Origin of the sequence: Enterobacter sp. BIDMC 29, from assembly GCF_019378755.1 — a bacterium.
Taxonomy (GTDB): Bacteria; Pseudomonadota; Gammaproteobacteria; order Enterobacterales; family Enterobacteriaceae; genus Enterobacter; species Enterobacter ludwigii.
The window spans coordinates 662,481-682,347 of record NZ_CP080000.1; the positions used below are offsets into that span (position 1 = coordinate 662,481).

The following is a 19,867-nucleotide window of genomic DNA, read 5'->3' on the forward strand; positions in this document are numbered from 1 at the left end:
CTCTGTTCTCTGAGATGAGCGCGCTCAACTAGCGATGCAATTTACCGTGGTCACGCAGCCAGGCGGCAGTACGCACAATCCCTTCATCCAGGGAGACAATCGGCTTATACCCCAGTTCGTTTTCTGCGCGGGTGATATCCAGCGTAAAATCAAAGTTGAGCTTTGACACACCGTAGTGCGTCAACGCAGGCTCTTTCGCCGATTTACTCCCAAGACGCTCCATACTGCGGGCAATCATATCCAGCATCGGGTAGGGCACGGAACGGATACGGCAGTCGATTTGCAACTCGTCAATCAACCTTTGCACGATGCTGCGCAGCGTGCAGGGCTCACCGTTGGTGATATTGTACGCGCGACCGGAAATCAGGGTATCGCAGTCCGGCTGGCTTGCCAGCCACATGGCGTGGACCGCATTTTCGTAGTACGTCATATCCACCATCGCATCGCCACCGCGGGGCAGCAGCACGCTGCCGTAGTGGTGCATCATCTGCGCCAGACGCGGGATAAACACTTTGTCATGCGGGCCGAACAGGCTCTGAGGACGCAATACGGTAAAACGAGTGTGCGGGTTCGACTGCGCCAGCAGATCGATCACCTCTTCGCTGGCCGCTTTACTGCGGGCAAACTCACAGGCAAAGCGCGCCGGGCGAAAATCTTCCTGCACGTCGCGGTGATGGTGATAGTCGAAATAGAGAGACGGGGAGGAGATATGAATAAAGTTACGCACGCCCCAGGCCACGGCCCATTCACCCAGACGACGGGTGGCACGCACGTTGGCGAGGTCAAAAGCTTCCTGGGTGCCCCACGGGGAGGTAAAACTGGAGCAGTGCCACAGCGTATCAATACCGGCCAGCATCACCTTGGCCTGAGAGGAGACCAGCTCCGTCAGGTCGGCATGGACAAACTCTGCGCCCATTTTTTGCAGCAGTTTACCCATCGCTTCGTTGCGACCGGTGGCCCTGACGCTGATGCCTTTGTTGCGCAGAAACTCGACCGCATTTCGGCCTAAGCCGCTGGTCGCCCCGGTAACCAGTACCTTCATATCAATCCACTGTGTTGAAAAAGAATTTCGTGCGCATTCTTTCGTGAATTACGGCGGGTTGCAATGGGAAAGGTGAAAGAATAAGAGTTTTATTGAGTTATTTTCGTCTTTTGTTCTGCCAGCTGCGCGATACGTTTCGCCATTCCGCGAAAGATAAACAGGTGAGCGGGGATCATCAACAACCAGTAGAAAAGCCCCGGCATACCGTGCGGGTGCCACCAGGCACGAACGTCCAGTTCACGATGGTCGCCTTTGTCTTTTAGCGTAAAGCACAACCGTCCCAGACCGGGCGCTTTCATGCCAAACAGCAGCGCCAGCTGTTTTTCGGGCTCGACGATAATTACCTTCCAGCTGTCAACCGTATCGCCTACCGCAAGATACGGGTGCGCAGGACGGCCTTTCGCCAGCCTGTGTCCTACTAGCAGATCCAGTGCGCCACGGGTTTGCCAGAGGATATTGCCGAAGAAATAGCGTTCTTTGCCGCCAATCTGATTCACCACCTCCCACAGGTCCGCCAGACTTGCCGGGGTGTTCACCGTGCAGCCAGCCTGTTTAGGAAAGTAACCGTACTCAGGCCGCCAGCGGGCAAACGCCTGGGCGTCGTAGCCCCAGTCGCTTGAGTTCATCAGCTGTTCCTCTTCCTTGAGCGTATTGCGTACCGCGTCATCGAAACGGATCAGCGTCTGGGGGATCAGCGCACGCAACGCGCGATCGTCGGCCAGCAGATCGTGTTTGAGCCCCTGGATCAGCGCTTTTGCGGTCGTCGGCGGCACGGACGTAATGACGGTTAAAAACCACACCGAGATCCAGCGGGTAGGGAAGGGAATGGGGATCAGCCAGCGTCGGCGGCCGCTGACGCGCATAAAATGTTCGAACTGTTGCTGGTAGCTCAGCACTTCCGGGCCGGCAGCCTCAAGCACGCGGTGTTGCTCAGCCGGATGGTCCAGCAGGGCCACCAGATAATGGCGTAAATTTTCCAGCGCAATCGGCGTGGTGCGCGATCGCACCCAGCGCGGCGGGGTAAGCACCGGCAGGTTGTACACCATGTCGCGCATCACTTCGAACGCGGCGGAGCCGGCCCCGACGATGATCCCCGCCCGCAGTTCGGTGACGGGAATATTGGCGCCGCGCAGGGTTTCAGCCGTGAGCTGACGGGCGCGAAGATGATCGGACTGCTCGTTAGCAGGCGCCTGCAGCGAGCTTAAAAAAATCACCTGCTTCACCGGTGTGCGCAACAGCGCGTCGCGGACGTTCATCGCCACCTGACGTTCATGGGCGATAAAATCGCCCCCTTCGCCCATGCTGTGAACAAGGTAGTAAAGCGTGTCGACCCCTTCCAGTAACGCCGGCAGCGTCGTGGGCCAGTTGAGATCGACGTTGTGACAGGTCACCCCGGGCAGGTGCAGCTTTTGCAGACGCTCCGTGTTGCGTGCCACGGCCAGCACCTGGTGCCCCAGCTGACTTAACGCAGTGGTGAGATGCTGACCGATATACCCACTGGCACCGAGTACCAGAATACGCTGTGGCACGCTCTGCTCCTTAGCGCTGTAAAAACGCCTGCCAGTGTTTCACCACGTCTGCCAGCTGCTGACGATTAACGTCTAAGTGCATAACCAGGCGTACCACCGGCGAGGCGTTGATCAACACGCCACGGGCTTTCATAAACTCACCCAGCGCGGCAGCGTGCTCTTCGCCCACGCGAATGAACAGCATGTTGGTATCGTGGCGCATGACGTCTGCACCAATCTCGCGTAGCTGTACGGCCATCCACGCGGCGTTTTCATGGTCGTCTTTCAGGCGGGCCACGTTGTTTTTCAGGGCGTACAGTCCGGCTGCCGCCAGAATACCGGCCTGGCGCATCCCACCGCCGGTCATCTTACGCCAGCGGACCGCGCGTTTGATGAAGTCCGCATTGCCCACCAGCAGCGAGCCAATGGGCGTCCCCAGCCCTTTAGACAGGCAGATAGTGAACGAATCGCAATACTGCGCGATGTCTTTCAGCTCGCAGCCATACTCCACCACGGCGTTAAAGATGCGCGCGCCGTCCACGTGCAGCCCGAGTTTGCGCTCGCGGGTGAATTCCCACGCTGCTTTCAGGTACTCGCGTGGCAGCACTTTGCCGTTGTGGGTGTTTTCCAGACTGAGCAGCCTGGTGCGGGCGAAATGCACATCATCGACTTTGATTTTCGCCGCGACCTTGTCGAGGGGCAGGGTGCCGTCCGGGGCGGCATCAATCGGCTGAGGCTGAATGCTGCCCAGTACCGCCGCACCGCCTGCTTCGTACAGGTAATTGTGCGCGCCCTGACCGGCAATATACTCTTCACCGCGTTCGCAGTGGCTGAGCAACGCCACCAGGTTGGCCTGGGTGCCGGATGGCAGAAACAGGGCAGCCTCTTTACCGCTTAGCTCGGCGGCATAACGCTGCAGCGCATTCACCGTCGGATCGTCACCGTAGACGTCGTCCCCGACCGGGGCGGCCATCATCTCTTCGAGCATGGCGCGACCCGGACGGGTAACGGTATCACTGCGTAAATCAATCATTTCACATCCCTTTAATTTAAGAGGTTATGTGAAATGTTTTACCTGAGCCAGTTGGTTTTTGCCAGTTCGATTACCTCATCACCGCGTCCGCTGATGATGGCGCGCAGCATATAGAGGCTGAATCCTTTGGCCTGCTCGAGTTTAATCTGCGGTGGGATCGCCAGCTCTTCTTTCGCCACCACCACGTCCACCAGTACCGGACCGTCGATGGAGAAGGCGCGCTGCAGGGCTTCATCGACTTCTGAGGCTTTCTCTACGCGAATACCCGTGATGCCGCAGGCTTCAGCGATGCGCGCGAAGTTGGTGTCGTGCAGCTCGGTGCCGTCCGTCAGATAGCCACCTGCCTTCATCTCCATCGCCACAAAGCCCAGCACGCTGTTGTTAAAGACCACGATTTTCAGCGGGAGCTTCATCTGCACAACCGACAGGAAATCGCCCATTAGCATGCTGAACCCGCCGTCGCCGCACATCGCCACCACCTGACGCTCTGGTGCGGTGGCCTTGGCCCCCAGCGCCTGCGGCATGGCGTTGGCCATCGAACCGTGGTTGAACGACCCCAGCAGACGGCGTTTGCCGTTCATCTTCAGATAGCGTGCCGCCCAGACGGTCGGGGTGCCCACGTCGCAGGTAAAGATGGCGTCGTCGTCCGCGAAATGGCTAATTTGCTGCGCCAGATACTGGGGATGAATGGCTTTGTCGCTCGGTTTGGCAAGATCGTCCAGTCCTTTGCGTGCATCGCGGTAATCACTGAGGGCTTTGTCGAGGAACTTCCGGTCGGTTTTTTCTTCCACCAGCGGCAGCAGGGCGGCGAGGGTGGATTTGATGTCCCCTACCAGCGCCATATCGACTTTGCTGTGGGCACCAATACTGCCCGGGTTAATATCAATCTGAATGATTTTGGCATCCGTCGGGTAAAACGCGCGGTACGGGAATTGGGTGCCGAGCAGGATCAGCGTGTCGGCATTCATCATGGTGTGGAAACCGCTGGAAAAACCGATCAGTCCGGTCATGCCCACGTCATACGGATTGTCATATTCGACGTGCTCTTTGCCGCGCAGGGCGTGAACAATCGGGGATTTTAACTTGCCGGCAAATTCCACCAGCTCTTTGTGCGCGCCTGCGCAGCCACTGCCGCACATCAGGGCGATATTGCTGGAGTAACGCAGCAGCTGCGCGAGCTTTTTGAGCTCTTCTTCAGCCGGCGTGATGACAGGCTGTGGGGCGTGATACCAGTGCGAACTGGCACCTTCAGGCGCGGCCTTCAGCGCCACGTCACCGGGAATAACGACCACCGAAACACCGCGGTTAAGCACGGCTTTGCGCATTGCAATGGCCAGAACCTGAGGGATTTGTTCTGGTGAGGAAACTAATTCGCAATAGTGGCTGCATTCACGGAACAGCTCCTGAGGATGCGTCTCCTGAAAATAGCCGCTGCCGATTTCGGAAGAAGGGATGTGGGCGGCAATCGCCAGGACCGGTACGTGATTGCGGTGGCAGTCAAACAGGCCGTTGATCAAGTGAAGGTTGCCCGGTCCGCACGATCCGGCGCAGACGGCCAGTTCACCCGTCACCTGCGCTTCCGCCCCAGCCGCGAAGGCGGCAACCTCTTCATGACGGGTTGGCATCCATTCAATGGTCTTCATCTTATTGAGGCTATCGCTCAGCCCGTTCAGGGAGTCGCCGGTTACGCCCCAGATGCGCTTTACGCCTGCCTGCTCGAGGGTTTTTGCTATGTATGCAGCCACGGTTTGTTTCATGGGTGTCCATCTCCTTTAAGTGATATCGCTTACAAGCTTAGAAGAAAGTCACTGTATTGCCGCGCTTTCCCCCTTATTAAAAGGTGCTTTTCACCCGCAATGATTCGGCATAATCTGGTCATCACACAGATGAAAACAGGAATCATTTCAAATGGTTAAATCATTGTTAATTGCTGTTAATGAAAAGCTATCGTGCGACGATGCCGGCAAACTCTTGTTACGACTTGCCGTCGGTGGGCTGATGCTTTTTCACGGTTTACACAAGTTATTGGGTGGCGTGGGGTTCATCAGCGGCATGCTGGTGGAAAAAGGATTACCGGGGTTTATCGCCTACGGCGTGCTCATTGGCGAAGTGGTGGCACCTGTCCTGATTATCGTGGGGCTTTTTACGCGCCCGGCGGCACTGGTGCTGGCGTTTACCATGATTGTGGCGTGGCTGATGGTCGGGACGGGGGAAACCTTTGCGCTGGACGCGGTAGGTGCCTGGGCGATTGAGAGCCTGGTGTACTTCTTTATCGGTGCGCTGGCGGTAGCATGTTTAGGCGCTGGGCGTTTTGCGTTGGGGAAAGCGCCGGTCTGGCGGTAGGCGTACTAACCGGGGGTAAACGCGAGCGCTTACCCCCGTCATTCGCTACGCCAGCACAAGATCCCCCTGTGGATGACACGAGCACGCCAGCACGTATCCGTCGGCGATTTCTGCCTCGGTCAGCGTCATGGTGCTCGTCACGGTGTACTCACCGGAGACCACTTTGGTCTTGCAGCAGCCACACACGCCAGCACGGCATGCCACCACCACCGGCACATTGTTGCTTTCCAGCGCGTCCAGTAGCGTGGTGCCGACCCGGCCAAAGAAAGTCTGAGCAGGTTGCAGCCTGGTGAACGTAATTCCGCTGGTTGCCGCTTCCGCGACCGGGGTGAAGAACTGCTCTTTGAAGAAGCGGGTCACGCCCAGCGCTTTCACGTCCTGCTCAACGATATCCATATACGGCGCCGGCCCACAGGTCATCACGGTACGATCCGCGAGGTCCGGGACGCTTTGCAGCAGTTCACGGCTCAGACGTCCGGCGACAAAACCGTGGGTTGCGTTATGTTCCGCCACCAGCGTCACCGGATAGTTACGCCACTCTTCGGCAAAGATCACATCTTCCGGCGAGCGCACGCTGAAGATCACCTGAACATCAGCCTGCGGACGGTTTTTCGCCAGCCAGCGACGCATTGACATGATCGGCGTGACGCCGCACCCGGCGGCCAGCAGCAGGAATTTATCTTCCGCTTTATCGTCACAGGTGAAATCCCCGTGTGCGTCCGACAGCCAGAGGTAATCCCCGCGCTTCACGTCCCGGGTCAGCCACTGCGAGCCTGCGCCATCATCGATACGGCGGATAGTGAGCGTGATGTACTCGCTCACGCCCGGCGTCGAGGAGATCGTGTAGGCGCGCAGCGTGTCCGCTGAGTTGCGGACACTGACCAGCGCATACTGACCTGCACGGTACGGATAGTAGTCATGGCACAGCAGGGACAGCGTCCACACATCCGGCGTCTCCTGATGGATGTGATGAACCTGCATCCGCCACGGACATTGTGAGGTTGGCATGGTCATGAATAACTCCTTACGCGCTCAGCAGCTGCTGCATATCTTCTTCTACGGTGGTCACGGAACGCAGACCAAACTTCTCGTTCAGCACGGCCAGCAGATCCGGTGTCAGGAAGCCGGGTGCGGTGGGGCCGGTCACAATGTTGGTCACGCCGAGAGAGAGCAGGGTCAGCAGGATGACAATCGCTTTCTGTTCAAACCAGGAGAGCACCAGCGACAGCGGCAGATCGTTGACGCCGCAGCCCAGTTTTTCCGCCAGCGTGACGGCCAGAATGATGGCAGAGTAGGCATCGTTACACTGACCCGCATCGACCAGACGTGGCAAACCTTCAATGTTGCCGAAGTCCAGCTTGTTGAAACGGTATTTACCGCACGCCAGCGTCAGGATCAGGCAATCTTCCGGTACGCTGGTGGCGAAATCGGTGAAGTAGTTACGCTCACCGCGCGCGCCGTCACAGCCGCCAATCAGGAAGATATGGCGCAGTTTTTCACGGCTCACGAGGTCAATCAGTGAATCCGCGGCACCGAGCAGGGTTTCGCGACCAAAGCCGACGGTGATCAGATGTTCGATTTCGCTGTACGGGAAGCCACCCATCTGCTGCGCCTGGGCGATGACCGGGCCGAAATCATCCCCTTCCAGGTGGCTCACACCCGGCCAGCCAACGATGCTGCGGGTCCAGATGCGGTCGTCATACGCGCCAACGGTGGGGTCGATGATGCAGTTAGAGGTCATCACGATGGGGCCCGGGAAACGGGCGAACTCAACCTGCTGGTTCTGCCAGCCGCTGCCGTAGTTCCCGACCAGGTGTTTAAATTTACGCAGTTCCGGGTAGCCGTGTGCGGGCAGCATTTCGCCGTGGGTATAGACGTTAACGCCCGTGCCTTCGGTCTGCTTCAGCAGGTTATAGAGGTCTTTCAGGTCATGGCCGGAGATCAGGATGCACTTGCCTTCGGTCGCTTTAACGTTAACCTGCGTCGGTGTCGGGTGGCCGTAGGTGCGGGTTTCACCGGCATCCAGAATACGCATCACGTTGAAGTTCATCTGGCCGATTTCCATTGAACATTCGAGCAGCGGATTCATCTCGGCAGGCCAGGTACCCAGCCACGCCATGATTTTGTGGTACTGAGCATAGATAGCGTTATCGTACTGGCCCAGAACGTGCGCGTGTTCCATATAGGCCGCGGCCCCTTTCAGGCCGTACAGGCAGAGCAGACGCAGGCCGAGAATGTTCTCGCCAATCGCCGCTTTATCTTTGTTGGGGGTGAATTCTGCTGCCTGACGCTGCAGCTCGCCCAGGTCGTCGCTCACCAGCTGCAGGTCTGCCATTGGGTTTTCTACCCGTGCGTTGGCATCGGCGATCAGGCACTGCGCTTTCAGCGCTTCACGCAACGCAATTGCTTCGCGAGCATAGCCGACGATGCGCGGGGAATCAAAGTTAACGTTAGTCAGCGTGGAGAAAAAGGCGCGGGGGGCGAAACTGTCTACATAGTGGTCAATAATGCCATATTCGCGGGCCTTGAATGCCCATGCGGAAAGGCCTTGCAGGGCGGCAATCAGCAGATCCTGCAGGTCTGATGTTTCTGCAGTTTTGCCGCACATACCTTGCGCATAAGAGCAGCCATTGCCTGCCGGGGTACGGATGGTTTGTTCACATTGCACACAAAACATAATCACACCTGTTAAAGTTATATTTGATATACATGTTTGAGATTATGCCTGTGACTGAACGGTGAAAAGGGCTTTCTTCTACAAAATAGAGGGAGATTGATTTAGCGCAATTTTGGCGGCAGAAAGCCTACCGCCAGAGGAGTATCAGGCGGAGAAAAACGCCATCAGAACGGGAACCAGCAGGCTCAAAATAAAGCCGTGTACGATGGCGGCAGGCACCATCTCCAGCCCACCTGAACGCTGCAGAACCGGCAGGGTAAAGTCCATCGACGTGGCGCCACACAGACCCAGTGCGGTCGAGCGACTGCGGCGCACCAGGCCCGGGATCAGCATAATGGCAATTAATTCTCGCGCCAGGTCGTTAAAGAAGGCGGCGCTCCCGATGACCGGACCGAACGATTCGGTCAGCAGAATACCGGAAAGGGAATACCAGCCAAATCCGGAGGCCATTGCCAGACCGGTTTTTAACGGCAGGCCGAGAATAAAAGCGTTAATCACGCCCGCCACCAGTGAGCTAATGACGACGATAACCGCGACGATCATTCCACGGCGATTCAGGACAATCTGTTTCAACGTCATGCCATTATTTCGCAGCTGAATACCGATAAGGAACAACAGGAAAATGAGGGTATATTCACTGGCTTCCGTCGCGTGCTGTAAAAAATTCCATCCGCTCAGCCCAAGAACAAAACCCAGCACCACGACGCCGCATAATTTTAAAGATTCCAGCGCCATTGCAATTCGTGACGGCAGTTTTTCCTGGTGGTGGTGATTTTTCCACGGAATAGTGCGCTCAAGCCAGAATAGTGCGGCAATATTGCACAGCAAAATAACGGCGCAGGTGACGACAGAATAATGCAGGATCGCCAGCAGATTGGTGGCCAGATTATCCAGAAACGCCAGGCTTATCCCCATAAAGAAAAGAATGACGTAGACAATCCAGCTCAGAAAACGGTTGATAAGCCGTAACGCGGATTCGCGATGTAGCGGGATAAGGTAGCCCACAATCAGAGGCAGCAGAATGATGAGGAGTCCTGAAAACATGAACAACGGGTCCTTGTGAATATCTGTTAAGCGCCAGAGACACTACCCAATAAACGTTGTCAGGTAAAGGAGCAACAAAAAAGCCGGGTGGCGGCAACGCCTGACCCGGCCTGAGTGTTGTCATGCAGGTCGGGTAAGCGTAAGTGCTACCCGACTGCACACGTAGTTAATCGCGTTTTTCCAGCAGGGTGCGATACAGCACGCCGCCCAGAATACCGCCGATGATTGGCATTACCCAGAACAGCCACAGCTGCTCAAGCGCCCAGCCGCCCTGGAAAATAGCGACGGCAGTACTGCGCGCCGGGTTTACGGAGGTGTTAGTGACCGGAATAGAGATCAGGTGGATAAGCGTCAGCGCCAGACCAATGGCGATAGGCGCGAAGCCCGCCGGGGCGTGTTTGTCGGTTGCGCCGTGGATCACCAGCAGGAAGCCTGCGGTCAGCACAATTTCAATCACGATGGCAGAGAGCATGGAGTAACCGCCAGGGGAGTGTTCGCCGAAACCGTTTGAGGCGAAGCCGCTTGCGGCGGCGTCAAAGCCGGCTTTACCGCTGGCAATAACGTACAGAACTGCTGCAGCAATAATCCCGCCAACAACCTGGGCCACAATATAACCAATGACTTCTTTAGCAGGGAAACGACCGCCCGCCCATAAACCTAATGTCACCGCCGGGTTAAAATGACCACCGGAAATATGACCCACGGCAAACGCCATGGTTAATACGGTTAAACCGAATGCCAGCGCTACGCCAACAAAACCAATACCTAATTCCGGAAATGCTGCTGCCAGAACGGCGCTACCGCAGCCACCAAACACCAGCCAGAATGTACCAAAGCATTCTGCTGCTAATTTTCTAAACATAACCACCTCAATAATAAACTTCACACGCGTTCCTGCGTGCGGGATATCGTCAAAAAAGGGATGACGACTCAAAGAGCCATTATTTTAAAAACAAAAACATCCCTTCGCCACTAAAATTAATTCGGTTAATTTGATTTATGGCAACGTGATGTCATTCCTTGTTCAAATCGACGGTAAATAGAGCATAGACCAATTCTCTGCAGCACGAAGGTTGTGCTGTCGTGTCAAAGTTCCTGCCGCTATACTGCTGATAACTTAAAGGAAAAAGTGATCATCTCGCGGGGGATTTATGCTTCTCGAACGTGTGGAAATTGTTGGGTTCCGCGGTATTAACCGCCTGTCGCTGCAGCTTGAGCAGAACAACGTCCTGATCGGTGAGAACGCGTGGGGTAAGTCCAGCCTGCTGGATGCGCTGACGCTGCTGCTTTCGCCCGAAGACGATCTGTATCACTTTGCCCATGATGATTTCTGGTTTCCTCCCGGCGATGTGAACGGCCGCGAAAAACACCTGCACATTATTCTGACGTTCCGCGAATCCGAGCCGGGGCGTCACCGCGTGCGACGCTTCCGGCCGTTATCACCCTGCTGGGTCCCGTGCGACGACGGTTTCCACCGGATTTTCTACCGACTGGAAGGTGAGATGGCAGAAAACGAGGGCGTATTAACCCTGCGTGATTTCCTCGATGAGAAAGCCAACCCTATTCCGCTGGATGACATCGACGACCTGGCTCGCCACCTGATTCGCCTGATGCCGGTGTTGCGCCTGCGTGATGCGCGTTTTATGCGGCGGATCCGCAACGGCACCGTACCGAATATGCCGGAAGTGGAAGTGACCGCCCGCGAGCTGGATTTCCTGGCGCGAGAGCTGGTGGCGCGTCCGCAAAATCTGACCGATGGTCAAATCCGCCAGGGGTTGTCGGCAATGGTACAACTGCTGGAACACTATTTTTCCGAGCAGGGGACGTCGGAGTCGCGCCATCGTCTGATGCGCCGCCGCTCTCACGATGAACAACGCAGCTGGCGCTACCTCGATATCATTAACCGGATGATCGACAGGCCCGGTGGCCGTACCCATCGGGTGATTTTGCTGGGGCTGTTTTCGACGCTTCTGCAGGCCAAGGGCACCGTTCGTCTCGACCGTGACGCCCGCCCGCTGCTGCTGGTGGAAGACCCGGAAACGCGCCTGCACCCGATCATGCTCTCGGTGGCGTGGCACCTGTTGAATCTACTGCCGCTGCAGCGCGTGACCACCACCAATTCCGGCGAGTTATTGTCGCTGACCCCGGTCGAGCACGTCTGCCGTCTGGTACGTGAGTCTTCCCGCGTCACCGCCTATCGCCTCGGGCCGGGCGGGATGAACGCGGAAGAGGGACGTCGTATCTCGTTCCACATCCGCTTTAATCGTGCGTCGTCGCTGTTCGCCCGCTGCTGGCTGCTGGTTGAGGGAGAAACGGAAACCTGGGTTATCAACGAACTGGCGCGTCAGTGCGGCCACCATTTTGATGCCGAAGGTATCAAGGTCATCGAATTTGCCCAGTCGGGGATCAAGCCGCTGATCAAATTCGCCCGGCGGATGGGCATTGAATGGCATGTGCTGGTGGATGGTGACGAGGCGGGGAAAAAATATGCCGCGACCGTGCGTGGCCTGCTAAATAATGAGCGCGAAGAAGAGCGCGACCACCTAACCATGCTGCCGGCCATGGACATGGAGCACTTTATGTACCGTCAGGGGTTCGACGACGTGTTCCACCGGATTGCGATGGTGCCGGTGGATGTGCCAATGAACATGCGGCGCGTGATTGCCAAAGCCATCCACCGCTCTTCAAAACCTGATTTAGCGATTGAGGTGGCGACGGAAGCGGGGAGACGTGGCGTGGAGTCCGTGCCGACGCTGCTGCGCAAGATGTTCTCCCGCGTGCTGTGGCTGGCACGCGGGAAAGCGGATTAAGCGCGGGTCGCCTGCGTGACGTGTTGCGTCAGGCTGTCCAGTAGCGCATAGCGGCGGCGGTACTCAGCGCGCTTTTTGCTCGCAATCTCTTCCATCGGCTTACGGGGCATGGCGAGCGGCAGCATGAAGTGGCCGTTATCCTGTTTTTGCCCACCGAGGGAGAGCCAGAAGCTGTCATAATCGGCCAGCAGTTTTCCCTCTTTTTTCTTGCGGTAACGCCAGCTGCGGTAGATATGCGTGGCGTTACTCACCGCGACAATATGCTCAACCGGGAAAGCTGCGCCAAGCGTCATTGCCGTTTCAACCAGCAGGCGTTTCGGGAACAGGCCGTGACACGCTTTGGTCGCCCCCTGGATCAGTTCATGTGGAACATGTGCTTTTGCCCCCTGCAGGCCGCCAATGAACAGCGTTGTTTTTCCTTCAAACGGGCACAGCGTGAAGGTCATTTCCGCCAGCACGGTATTCTGATGGTTACAAAAGACGAGGGTGGCTTCACCCTCTTTATCCATGAAGGCGTCGGCGCACAGGCGCACAGTAAACTGCTGTTCGTCTTTTCCGGTCAGGGTCAGCAGGGTTGCCCCCTGCGGTGAAAGGTAACCCTTGACCAGCGTTGCCGGAAGCTGGCGCGTCATTGTCTGGTAGTGCCAGGTCAGCGATTCCAGCGCCTGTCGGCGATCCATGTCCACCGTTAACCACGGGCGGTGCAGGCGGCACGGCAGCCCCGGCTGCACCTGCAACATTTGCATCAGGCGCGGCTGCTTTGCCAGCTCTGACAGCAGACGCGTGGTGCTGAACGGTGTCATCAGCGAACGGAGCATGAACTTACGTCGATAAGCGGGGTTTTGCCATGCCAGCCCCGGCGTGATCTTCCCGAAGGCCAGATTATTGAAGAGCTGCCAGCCGGATTTAGGCTGGTGCTGATGAGAAATAAGTGTATCGACGATGGAAGACATGTTAGATCCTGCTTCTGAAGGAAGGGTTCTATTTCAGCAGGCGAAATTTCAATAACTCATCAACAAATTGAGGCGATTTCGGTGCGCGGGGGTTTCGTTGAGGAGTCGTTTAGATAGAATCAACGTTTATAATTGCCAGAACATTTATTTGGAATATTTATGAACCTCAAGGGAAAACGCAGAACGTGGTTTCTGCTGCTGGCGGTAATTGTTATCGGGGGAGGGTTCTGGCTATGGCAGATCCTGAATGCCCCTGTACCACAGTATCAAACACTGATTGTCCGTCCGGGCGAGCTGCAGCAAAACGTGCTGGCGACGGGAAAACTGGATGCCCTGCGCAAGGTTGACGTGGGTGCACAGGTAAGCGGTCAGTTGAAAACGCTGTCGGTTGAGATTGGCGACAAGGTGAAAAAAGGCCAGCTGCTGGGCGTTATCGATCCTGAGCAGGCGCAAAACCAGATCCGTGAGGTGGAAGCCACGCTCATGGAACTGCGTGCCCAGCGTGCACAGGCGCAGGCTGAGCGCAACCTGGCCCAGGTAACGTTAACGCGTCAGCAGGCGCTGGCCAAAACGCAGGCCATCTCGAAACAAGATTTAGACACGGCTGCCACCGAGCTGGCGGTTAAGCAGGCGCAGATCGGGACTATCGATGCGCAGATCAAGCGCAACCAGGCCTCGCTGGATACGGCCAAAACCAACCTCGACTATACGCAGATTGTGGCGCCCATGGCCGGGGAAGTGACTCAAATTACCACGCTGCAGGGGCAAACGGTGATTGCGGCGCAGCAGGCGCCCAACATTCTGACCCTGGCGGACATGAGCACCATGCTGGTGAAAGCCCAGGTCTCAGAGGCGGATGTTATTCATCTGAAGCCGGGGCAGAAAGCCTGGTTTACCGTCCTCGGCGATCCTCAGACGCGCTATGAAGGCGCGCTAAAAGACATTCTGCCGACGCCGGAAAAAGTGAACGATGCCATCTTCTACTATGCGCGCTTCGAGGTACCTAACCCGCAGGGCGTGTTGCGTCTGGACATGACCGCACAGGTGCACATTCAGCTTACCGGCGTGAAAAATGTGCTCACCATTCCTCTCTCTGCACTGGGTGAATCCACCGGCGAGAGCCGCTATAAAGTGAAAGTGCTGCGCAACGGCGAAACGCGTGAGCGAGAAGTGGTCATTGGTGCGCGTAATGACACCGACGTGGTGGTGGTCAAAGGGCTGGAAGAGGGTGAGGAGGTTGTCACCAGCGAAAGCCTGCCCGGAGCCGCTAAATGACGGCGTTGCTTGAGCTGAATGACATTCGTCGTAGCTATCCGTCGGGCGATGGCCCGGTTGAGGTGCTGAAGGGGATCACCCTGCGCGTCGAAGCGGGCGAGATGGTGGCGATTGTCGGTGCGTCCGGCTCCGGTAAATCGACGCTGATGAATATTCTCGGCTGTCTGGACAGACCCACCAGCGGCACCTATCGGGTGGCCGGAATGGATGTTTCCACGCTGGACGGTGACGCGCTGGCAAAACTGCGGCGGGAACATTTCGGTTTTATCTTCCAGCGTTACCATCTGCTCTCTCACCTGACGGCGGCGCAGAACGTCGAAGTGCCGGCGGTCTATGCCGGCGTCGAGCGGAAAAAACGCCTTGAGCGCGCCCAGATGCTGCTGACGCGTCTGGGGCTGGCGGAACGGGTGGAGTACCAGCCCTCGCAGCTCTCCGGCGGCCAGCAGCAGCGTGTCAGTATCGCACGCGCGCTGATGAACGGCGGTCAGGTGATCCTCGCAGATGAACCGACCGGGGCGCTCGACAGCCATTCGGGTGAAGAGGTGATGGCGATCCTTCACCAGCTTCGCGATCAGGGGCATACGGTCATCATCGTTACCCACGATCCGCAGGTGGCTGCACAGGCCGAGCGCATCATTGAGATCCGCGACGGAGAACTGGTCAGCAACCCGCCGGCGCGACACGCCCGGGCGGCGGCGCCGAAAGAAGTCCTGCCGGCGTCAACCGGCTGGGGACAATTTTCCAGCGGGTTTCGTGAGGCGCTGACCATGGCCTGGCTGGCGATGGCCGCCAATAAAATGCGCACCCTGTTGACCATGCTGGGCATCATCATTGGTATCGCCTCGGTGGTGTCGATTGTGGTCGTGGGCGACGCGGCCAAACAGCTGGTGCTGGCGGATATTCGGGCCATCGGGACCAACACCATTGATGTCTATCCCGGCAAAGATTTTGGCGATGACGAGCCGCAGTATCAGCAGGCGCTGAAGTACGACGATCTGGCGGCTATCCAGAAGCAGCCGTGGGTGAATTCGGCCACGCCGGCGGTCTCACAAAACCTCCGTCTGCGGGTAGGCAATGTAGACGTTGCTGCCAGCGCCAACGGCGTCAGCGGCGATTACTTTAACGTCTATGGCATGACCTTCAGCGAAGGTGCCACCTTCAATGCCGAGCAGTTAGCGGGCCGGGCGCAGGTGGTGGTGCTTGATGCCAACTCGCGCCGGCAGCTCTTCCCCAATAAAACCAACGTGGTGGGCGAGGTTATCCTGGTCGGAAACATGCCTGCGACGGTGATTGGCGTGGCGGAAGAGAAACAGTCGATGTTTGGCAGCAGCAAGATCCTGCGCGTCTGGCTGCCCTATACCACCATCTCCGGGCGGATTATGGGGCAGTCCTGGCTGAACTCCATCACCGTTCGCGTGAAGGAGGGCTACGACAGCGCGCAGGCCGAGCAACAGCTGGAACGGCTGCTGACGTTGCGTCACGGGAAGAAAGATTTCTTCACCTGGAATATGGACGGTCTCTTGAAAACGGCGGAAAAGACCACACGTACTCTTCAGCTGTTCCTGACGCTGGTGGCGGTGATCTCGCTGGTGGTCGGCGGTATCGGGGTGATGAATATCATGCTGGTATCGGTCACGGAACGTACCCGGGAGATTGGCATCCGCATGGCAGTCGGTGCCAGAGCCAGCGATGTGCTGCAGCAATTTTTGATTGAAGCGGTGCTGGTGTGTCTGGTGGGCGGCGCGATGGGCATTGCGCTGTCGATGATGATCGCGTTTGCTCTGCAGCTTTTTTTACCCGGCTGGGAGATTGGTTTCTCGCCGGTGGCCATTCTTACCGCATTTTTGTGTTCGACTTTTACCGGCATTTTGTTTGGCTGGCTGCCTGCCCGCAATGCGGCGCGTCTGGATCCTGTGGATGCGTTGGCTCGCGAATAGGCTGAAAATAAAAATGCCAGCCGATCGGGCTGGCATTTTGACGGCGGGATGTACACAATAAAACAGAGAGCTATGCGACCGTTTCTGCTTCAATGGGTACGATCAGGCTTGCATGATTGCCTTTTGGTCCCTGGTGTACATCGAACCGGACGGACTGCCCGGCTTTGAGCGTTCTGTAACCATCCATCTGAATGGTGGAATAGTGAGCGAAGATATCCTCGCCGCCGCCTTCGGGGCAGATGAAGCCAAACCCTTTGGCGTTGTTGAACCACTTAACAGTACCCATTTCCATGCTTCGACATCCTTCGTAAATCTTATAAGTTAAGATGGAATGAACCGGTGGTGGAGTGGGGGCTGTTCAAAACCTCGCCATCTCACGCTTGTACAATTTAGAGAAACGAAAGAAGTCGTCAAGCGTTTGGCGCTTGAGATGGGACAATAATCAACCAAAGTTTGAAGCAGTTAACGCTATTGCAACAGTTTGTGACAGACATCGCGGATGACAGTAATAGATGATTGTTATCTAACATCTGAGGTAGATTCAAAGTGGTTATGCAAAATGGGTAAGACCAACGACTGGCTGGATTTTGACCAGCTGGCGGAAGATAAAGTGCGTGACGCGCTAAAACCGCCATCTATGTATAAAGTTATGTTAATGAACGATGATTACACGCCGATGGAATTTGTTATTGACGTGCTACAAAAGTTCTTTTCTTATGATGTAGAACGTGCAACGCAACTGATGCTTACCGTTCATTATCGTGGCAAAGCTATCTGCGGCATCTTTACCGCCGAAGTGGCGGAGACCAAAGTCGCGATGGTGAACGATTATGCGAGGGAGAACGAGCATCCGTTGCTGTGTACGCTGGAAAAGGCCTGATAAGGCATAAAATTTGGGGGAGGTGCCTATGCTCAATCAAGAACTGGAACTCAGTTTAAATATGGCTTTCGCCAGAGCGCGTGAGCACCGACATGAGTTTATGACCGTCGAGCATTTACTGCTCGCACTGCTTAGCAACCCATCTGCCCGCGAAGCGCTGGAAGCCTGCTCCGTGGATCTGGTGGCGCTACGTCAGGAACTCGAAGCCTTCATCGAACAAACCACACCGGTGCTGCCAGCCAGTGAAGAAGAGCGCGACACGCAGCCGACGCTCAGCTTCCAGCGCGTGTTGCAGCGTGCGGTATTCCACGTCCAGTCTTCCGGACGTAGCGAAGTGACGGGCGCAAATGTGCTGGTCGCCATCTTCAGCGAGCAGGAGTCACAGGCTGCCTACCTGCTGCGCAAACACGAAGTCAGCCGACTCGACGTGGTTAACTTTATCTCTCACGGAACGCGTAAAGACGAGCCGAACCAGGCATCGGATTCCAGCAATCAGGTCAATAACAATGAAGAGCAAGCAGGCGGGGAGGATCGTATGGAAAACTTCACCACCAATCTCAACCAGCTTGCTCGCGTTGGCGGTATCGACCCGCTGATTGGTCGCGATAAAGAGCTGGAGCGCGCGATCCAGGTATTGTGCCGTCGCCGCAAGAACAACCCGCTGCTGGTGGGTGAATCCGGCGTCGGTAAAACCGCGATTGCCGAGGGTCTCGCCTGGCGTATTGTGCAGGGCGACGTACCGGAAGTGATTGCCGATTGCACCATTTACTCGCTGGATATTGGCTCGCTGCTGGCGGGCACTAAATACCGCGGCGATTTTGAAAAACGCTTTAAGGCGCTTTTGAAACAGCTCGAGCAGGACACCAACAGCATTCTGTTTATCGATGAGATCCACACCATCATCGGTGCCGGTGCGGCCTCGGGTGGCCAGGTGGATGCCGCTAACCTGATCAAACCGCTGCTCTCCAGCGGTAAGATCCGCGTGATTGGCTCTACAACCTATCAGGAGTTCAGCAACATCTTTGAGAAAGATCGTGCCCTGGCGCGTCGTTTCCAGAAAATCGATGTGACTGAACCCTCTGTTGAAGAAACCGTGCAGATCATCAACGGTCTGAAACCGAAGTACGAAGCGCACCACGATGTGCGTTATACCGCCAAAGCGGTGCGTGCGGCGGTGGAGCTGGCGGTGAAATACATCAACGATCGTCATCTGCCGGATAAGGCTATTGACGTGATTGATGAGGCAGGGGCGCGTGCGCGTCTGATGCCAGCCAGCAAGCGTAAGAAAACCGTTAACGTGGCGGATATCGAGACCGTGGTGGCCCGTATCGCGCGTATCCCTGAGAAGAGCGTTTCTCAGAGCGACCGTGACACGCTGCGCACCCTTGGCAATCGCCTGAAAATGCTGGTCTTTGGGCAGGATAAAGCCATTGAGGCGTTAACCGAAGCCATCAAGATGGCCCGTGCCGGACTGGGGCATGAACATAAGCCTGTCGGTTCCTTCCTGTTCGCCGGTCCGACCGGTGTGGGGAAAACCGAGGTCACGGTTCAGCTCTCCAAAGCGTTGGGCATTGAGCTGCTGCGTTTTGATATGTCCGAGTACATGGAGCGTCACACCGTCAGCCGTTTGATTGGTGCGCCTCCGGGCTATGTGGGCTTTGACCAGGGCGGTCTGTTAACCGACGCGGTGATCAAGCATCCGCACGCGGTACTGCTGCTCGATGAAATCGAGAAAGCGCACCCGGACGTGTTCAACATCCTGCTGCAGGTGATGGACAACGGGACGCTGACCGATAACAACGGGCGCAAGGCGGACTTCCGCAACGTAGTGCTGGTAATGACCACCAACGCCGGTGTACGTGAAACGGAGCGTAAATCTATCGGCCTTATCCATCAGGATAACAGCACCGATGCGATGGAAGAGATCAAGAAGATCTTTACGCCGGAGTTCCGTAACCGTCTGGACAACATTATCTGGTTCGATCACCTCTCTACCGAGGTTATCCATCAGGTAGTGGATAAGTTCATCGTCGAGCTGCAGGTTCAGCTGGATCAGAAAGGCGTGTCGCTGGAAGTGAGCCAGGAGGCCCGCAACTGGCTGGCTGAGAAAGGCTACGACCGTGCGATGGGTGCCCGTCCAATGGCGCGTGTGATTCAGGACAACCTGAAGAAACCGCTGGCGAACGAGCTGCTGTTTGGCTTGCTGGTAGACGGCGGTCAGGTGACGGTCGCGCTGGACCAGGAGAAGAATGAGCTGACGTATGATTTCCAGAGTGCGCAGAAGCACAAGCCGGAAGCGGCTCACTAATTTCCTGCATTAGTCTTAAAAACCGGGCAATACACTGCCCGGTTTTTTTATGCATGC

At 56.6% G+C, this 19,867-nt stretch carries 16 protein-coding genes; 6 read left to right on the top strand and 10 right to left on the bottom strand.

Annotated features, from left to right (window positions below; translation table 11 throughout):
* Positions 1–28 precede the first annotated feature (28 nt).
* The 4 genes from JTA15_RS03045 to poxB all read right to left on the bottom strand — a co-directional run bounded on the left by JTA15_RS03045 (position 29) and on the right by poxB (position 5,340).
* A complete protein-coding gene (locus tag JTA15_RS03045) occupies positions 29–1,042 on the bottom strand; it encodes an NAD(P)-dependent oxidoreductase (protein ID WP_020884845.1) in 1,014 nt (337 codons plus the stop codon).
* An 89-nt stretch (positions 1,043–1,131) separates the two neighbouring features.
* Positions 1,132–2,571 (bottom strand): SDR family oxidoreductase, encoded by a 1,440-nt coding sequence (locus JTA15_RS03050; protein ID WP_219372846.1) that lies wholly within the window; start codon positions 2,569–2,571, stop codon positions 1,132–1,134.
* 10 nt (positions 2,572–2,581) lie between these two features.
* Positions 2,582–3,583: a low-specificity L-threonine aldolase gene (gene ltaE, locus JTA15_RS03055; RefSeq protein WP_219372847.1), complete on the bottom strand. Its 1,002-nt coding sequence runs from the start codon at positions 3,581–3,583 to the stop codon at positions 2,582–2,584.
* A 38-nt stretch (positions 3,584–3,621) separates the two neighbouring features.
* The gene (gene poxB, locus JTA15_RS03060) at positions 3,622–5,340 is read right to left on the bottom strand and encodes a ubiquinone-dependent pyruvate dehydrogenase (RefSeq protein ID WP_014169348.1); all 1,719 of its coding nucleotides are present in this window, start codon (positions 5,338–5,340) and stop codon (positions 3,622–3,624) included.
* Positions 5,341–5,491: 151 nt separating this feature from the next.
* Here poxB and JTA15_RS03065 point away from each other — a divergent pair, with 151 nt between their 5' ends.
* Positions 5,492–5,926, top strand: coding sequence for a DoxX family protein (locus JTA15_RS03065; RefSeq protein ID WP_032677784.1), 435 nt, complete (start codon positions 5,492–5,494; stop codon positions 5,924–5,926).
* A gap of 45 nt (positions 5,927–5,971) precedes the next feature.
* On the opposite strand, the gene hcr is transcribed toward JTA15_RS03065, so the two are convergent.
* From hcr to aqpZ, 4 genes are all read right to left on the bottom strand, one after another.
* The gene (gene hcr / locus JTA15_RS03070; protein WP_219372848.1) at positions 5,972–6,940 is read right to left on the bottom strand and encodes an NADH oxidoreductase; all 969 of its coding nucleotides are present in this window, start codon (positions 6,938–6,940) and stop codon (positions 5,972–5,974) included.
* Positions 6,941–6,950: 10 nt separating this feature from the next.
* On the bottom strand, positions 6,951–8,603 hold the full coding sequence (gene hcp, locus JTA15_RS03075; protein WP_138013678.1) for a hydroxylamine reductase: 1,653 nt from the start codon (positions 8,601–8,603) through the stop codon (positions 6,951–6,953).
* Positions 8,604–8,747: 144 nt separating this feature from the next.
* A complete protein-coding gene (locus tag JTA15_RS03080) occupies positions 8,748–9,647 on the bottom strand; it encodes a lysine exporter LysO family protein (RefSeq protein WP_020884841.1) in 900 nt (299 codons plus the stop codon).
* 166 nt (positions 9,648–9,813) lie between these two features.
* A complete protein-coding gene (aqpZ, locus tag JTA15_RS03085; protein WP_025204573.1) occupies positions 9,814–10,509 on the bottom strand; it encodes an aquaporin Z in 696 nt (231 codons plus the stop codon).
* Between the two features lie 289 nt (positions 10,510–10,798).
* Between aqpZ and JTA15_RS03090 the strand changes: the two genes are divergently transcribed.
* The gene (locus JTA15_RS03090) at positions 10,799–12,457 is read left to right on the top strand and encodes an ATP-dependent endonuclease (RefSeq protein WP_014169354.1); all 1,659 of its coding nucleotides are present in this window, start codon (positions 10,799–10,801) and stop codon (positions 12,455–12,457) included.
* Here the strand turns inward: JTA15_RS03090 and JTA15_RS03095 are convergent.
* Positions 12,454–13,410 (bottom strand): VirK/YbjX family protein, encoded by a 957-nt coding sequence (locus tag JTA15_RS03095; RefSeq protein WP_138613659.1) that lies wholly within the window; start codon positions 13,408–13,410, stop codon positions 12,454–12,456. The two genes, JTA15_RS03090 and JTA15_RS03095, sit on opposite strands and share 4 nt — an antisense overlap.
* Positions 13,411–13,569: 159 nt before the next feature.
* Between JTA15_RS03095 and macA the strand changes: the two genes are divergently transcribed.
* Together macA and macB are read left to right on the top strand one after the other, a co-directional pair.
* Positions 13,570–14,685 (top strand): macrolide transporter subunit MacA, encoded by a 1,116-nt coding sequence (macA, locus tag JTA15_RS03100; protein ID WP_020884838.1) that lies wholly within the window; start codon positions 13,570–13,572, stop codon positions 14,683–14,685.
* Positions 14,682–16,622, top strand: a complete 1,941-nt coding sequence (gene macB / locus JTA15_RS03105) for a macrolide ABC transporter ATP-binding protein/permease MacB (RefSeq protein ID WP_020884837.1) — start codon at positions 14,682–14,684, stop codon at positions 16,620–16,622. Before macA ends, macB begins: the two co-directional genes overlap by 4 nt.
* Before the next feature lie 70 nt (positions 16,623–16,692).
* Here macB and cspD read toward each other — a convergent pair whose 3' ends face one another.
* Positions 16,693–16,914 carry a cold shock-like protein CspD gene (gene cspD / locus JTA15_RS03110; RefSeq protein WP_008499993.1) on the bottom strand — a complete coding sequence of 74 codons (222 nt, stop codon included), beginning with the start codon at positions 16,912–16,914 and terminating at the stop codon, positions 16,693–16,695.
* A 267-nt stretch (positions 16,915–17,181) separates the two neighbouring features.
* Between cspD and clpS the strand changes: the two genes are divergently transcribed.
* Together clpS and clpA are read left to right on the top strand one after the other, a co-directional pair.
* Complete coding sequence (clpS, locus tag JTA15_RS03115) at positions 17,182–17,502, top strand: ATP-dependent Clp protease adapter ClpS (protein ID WP_006174393.1); 321 nt, start codon at positions 17,182–17,184, stop codon at positions 17,500–17,502.
* A gap of 28 nt (positions 17,503–17,530) precedes the next feature.
* Positions 17,531–19,810 carry an ATP-dependent Clp protease ATP-binding subunit ClpA gene (clpA, locus tag JTA15_RS03120; RefSeq protein ID WP_020884836.1) on the top strand — a complete coding sequence of 760 codons (2,280 nt, stop codon included), beginning with the start codon at positions 17,531–17,533 and terminating at the stop codon, positions 19,808–19,810.
* Positions 19,811–19,867 lie beyond the last annotated feature (57 nt).

Bases quoted from the DNA above. Each gene is read 5' to 3' on its own strand.
- JTA15_RS03045 (WP_020884845.1), bottom strand. From the start codon at position 1,042: ATGAAGGTACTGGTTACCGGGGCGACCAGCGGCTTAGGCCGAAATGCG.
- ltaE (WP_219372847.1), bottom strand. From the start codon at position 3,583: ATGATTGATTTACGCAGTGATACCGTTACCCGTCCGGGTCGCGCCATG.
- poxB (WP_014169348.1), bottom strand. From the start codon at position 5,340: ATGAAACAAACCGTGGCTGCATACATAGCAAAAACCCTCGAGCAGGCA.
- JTA15_RS03065 (WP_032677784.1), top strand. From the start codon at position 5,492: ATGGTTAAATCATTGTTAATTGCTGTTAATGAAAAGCTATCGTGCGAC.
- hcr (WP_219372848.1), bottom strand. From the start codon at position 6,940: ATGACCATGCCAACCTCACAATGTCCGTGGCGGATGCAGGTTCATCAC.
- hcp (WP_138013678.1), bottom strand. From the start codon at position 8,603: ATGTTTTGTGTGCAATGTGAACAAACCATCCGTACCCCGGCAGGCAAT.
- JTA15_RS03080 (WP_020884841.1), bottom strand. From the start codon at position 9,647: ATGTTTTCAGGACTCCTCATCATTCTGCTGCCTCTGATTGTGGGCTAC.
- aqpZ (WP_025204573.1), bottom strand. From the start codon at position 10,509: ATGTTTAGAAAATTAGCAGCAGAATGCTTTGGTACATTCTGGCTGGTG.
- JTA15_RS03090 (WP_014169354.1), top strand. From the start codon at position 10,799: ATGCTTCTCGAACGTGTGGAAATTGTTGGGTTCCGCGGTATTAACCGC.
- JTA15_RS03095 (WP_138613659.1), bottom strand. From the start codon at position 13,410: ATGTCTTCCATCGTCGATACACTTATTTCTCATCAGCACCAGCCTAAA.
- macA (WP_020884838.1), top strand. From the start codon at position 13,570: ATGAACCTCAAGGGAAAACGCAGAACGTGGTTTCTGCTGCTGGCGGTA.
- macB (WP_020884837.1), top strand. From the start codon at position 14,682: ATGACGGCGTTGCTTGAGCTGAATGACATTCGTCGTAGCTATCCGTCG.
- cspD (WP_008499993.1), bottom strand. From the start codon at position 16,914: ATGGAAATGGGTACTGTTAAGTGGTTCAACAACGCCAAAGGGTTTGGC.
- clpS (WP_006174393.1), top strand. From the start codon at position 17,182: ATGGGTAAGACCAACGACTGGCTGGATTTTGACCAGCTGGCGGAAGAT.
- clpA (WP_020884836.1), top strand. From the start codon at position 17,531: ATGCTCAATCAAGAACTGGAACTCAGTTTAAATATGGCTTTCGCCAGA.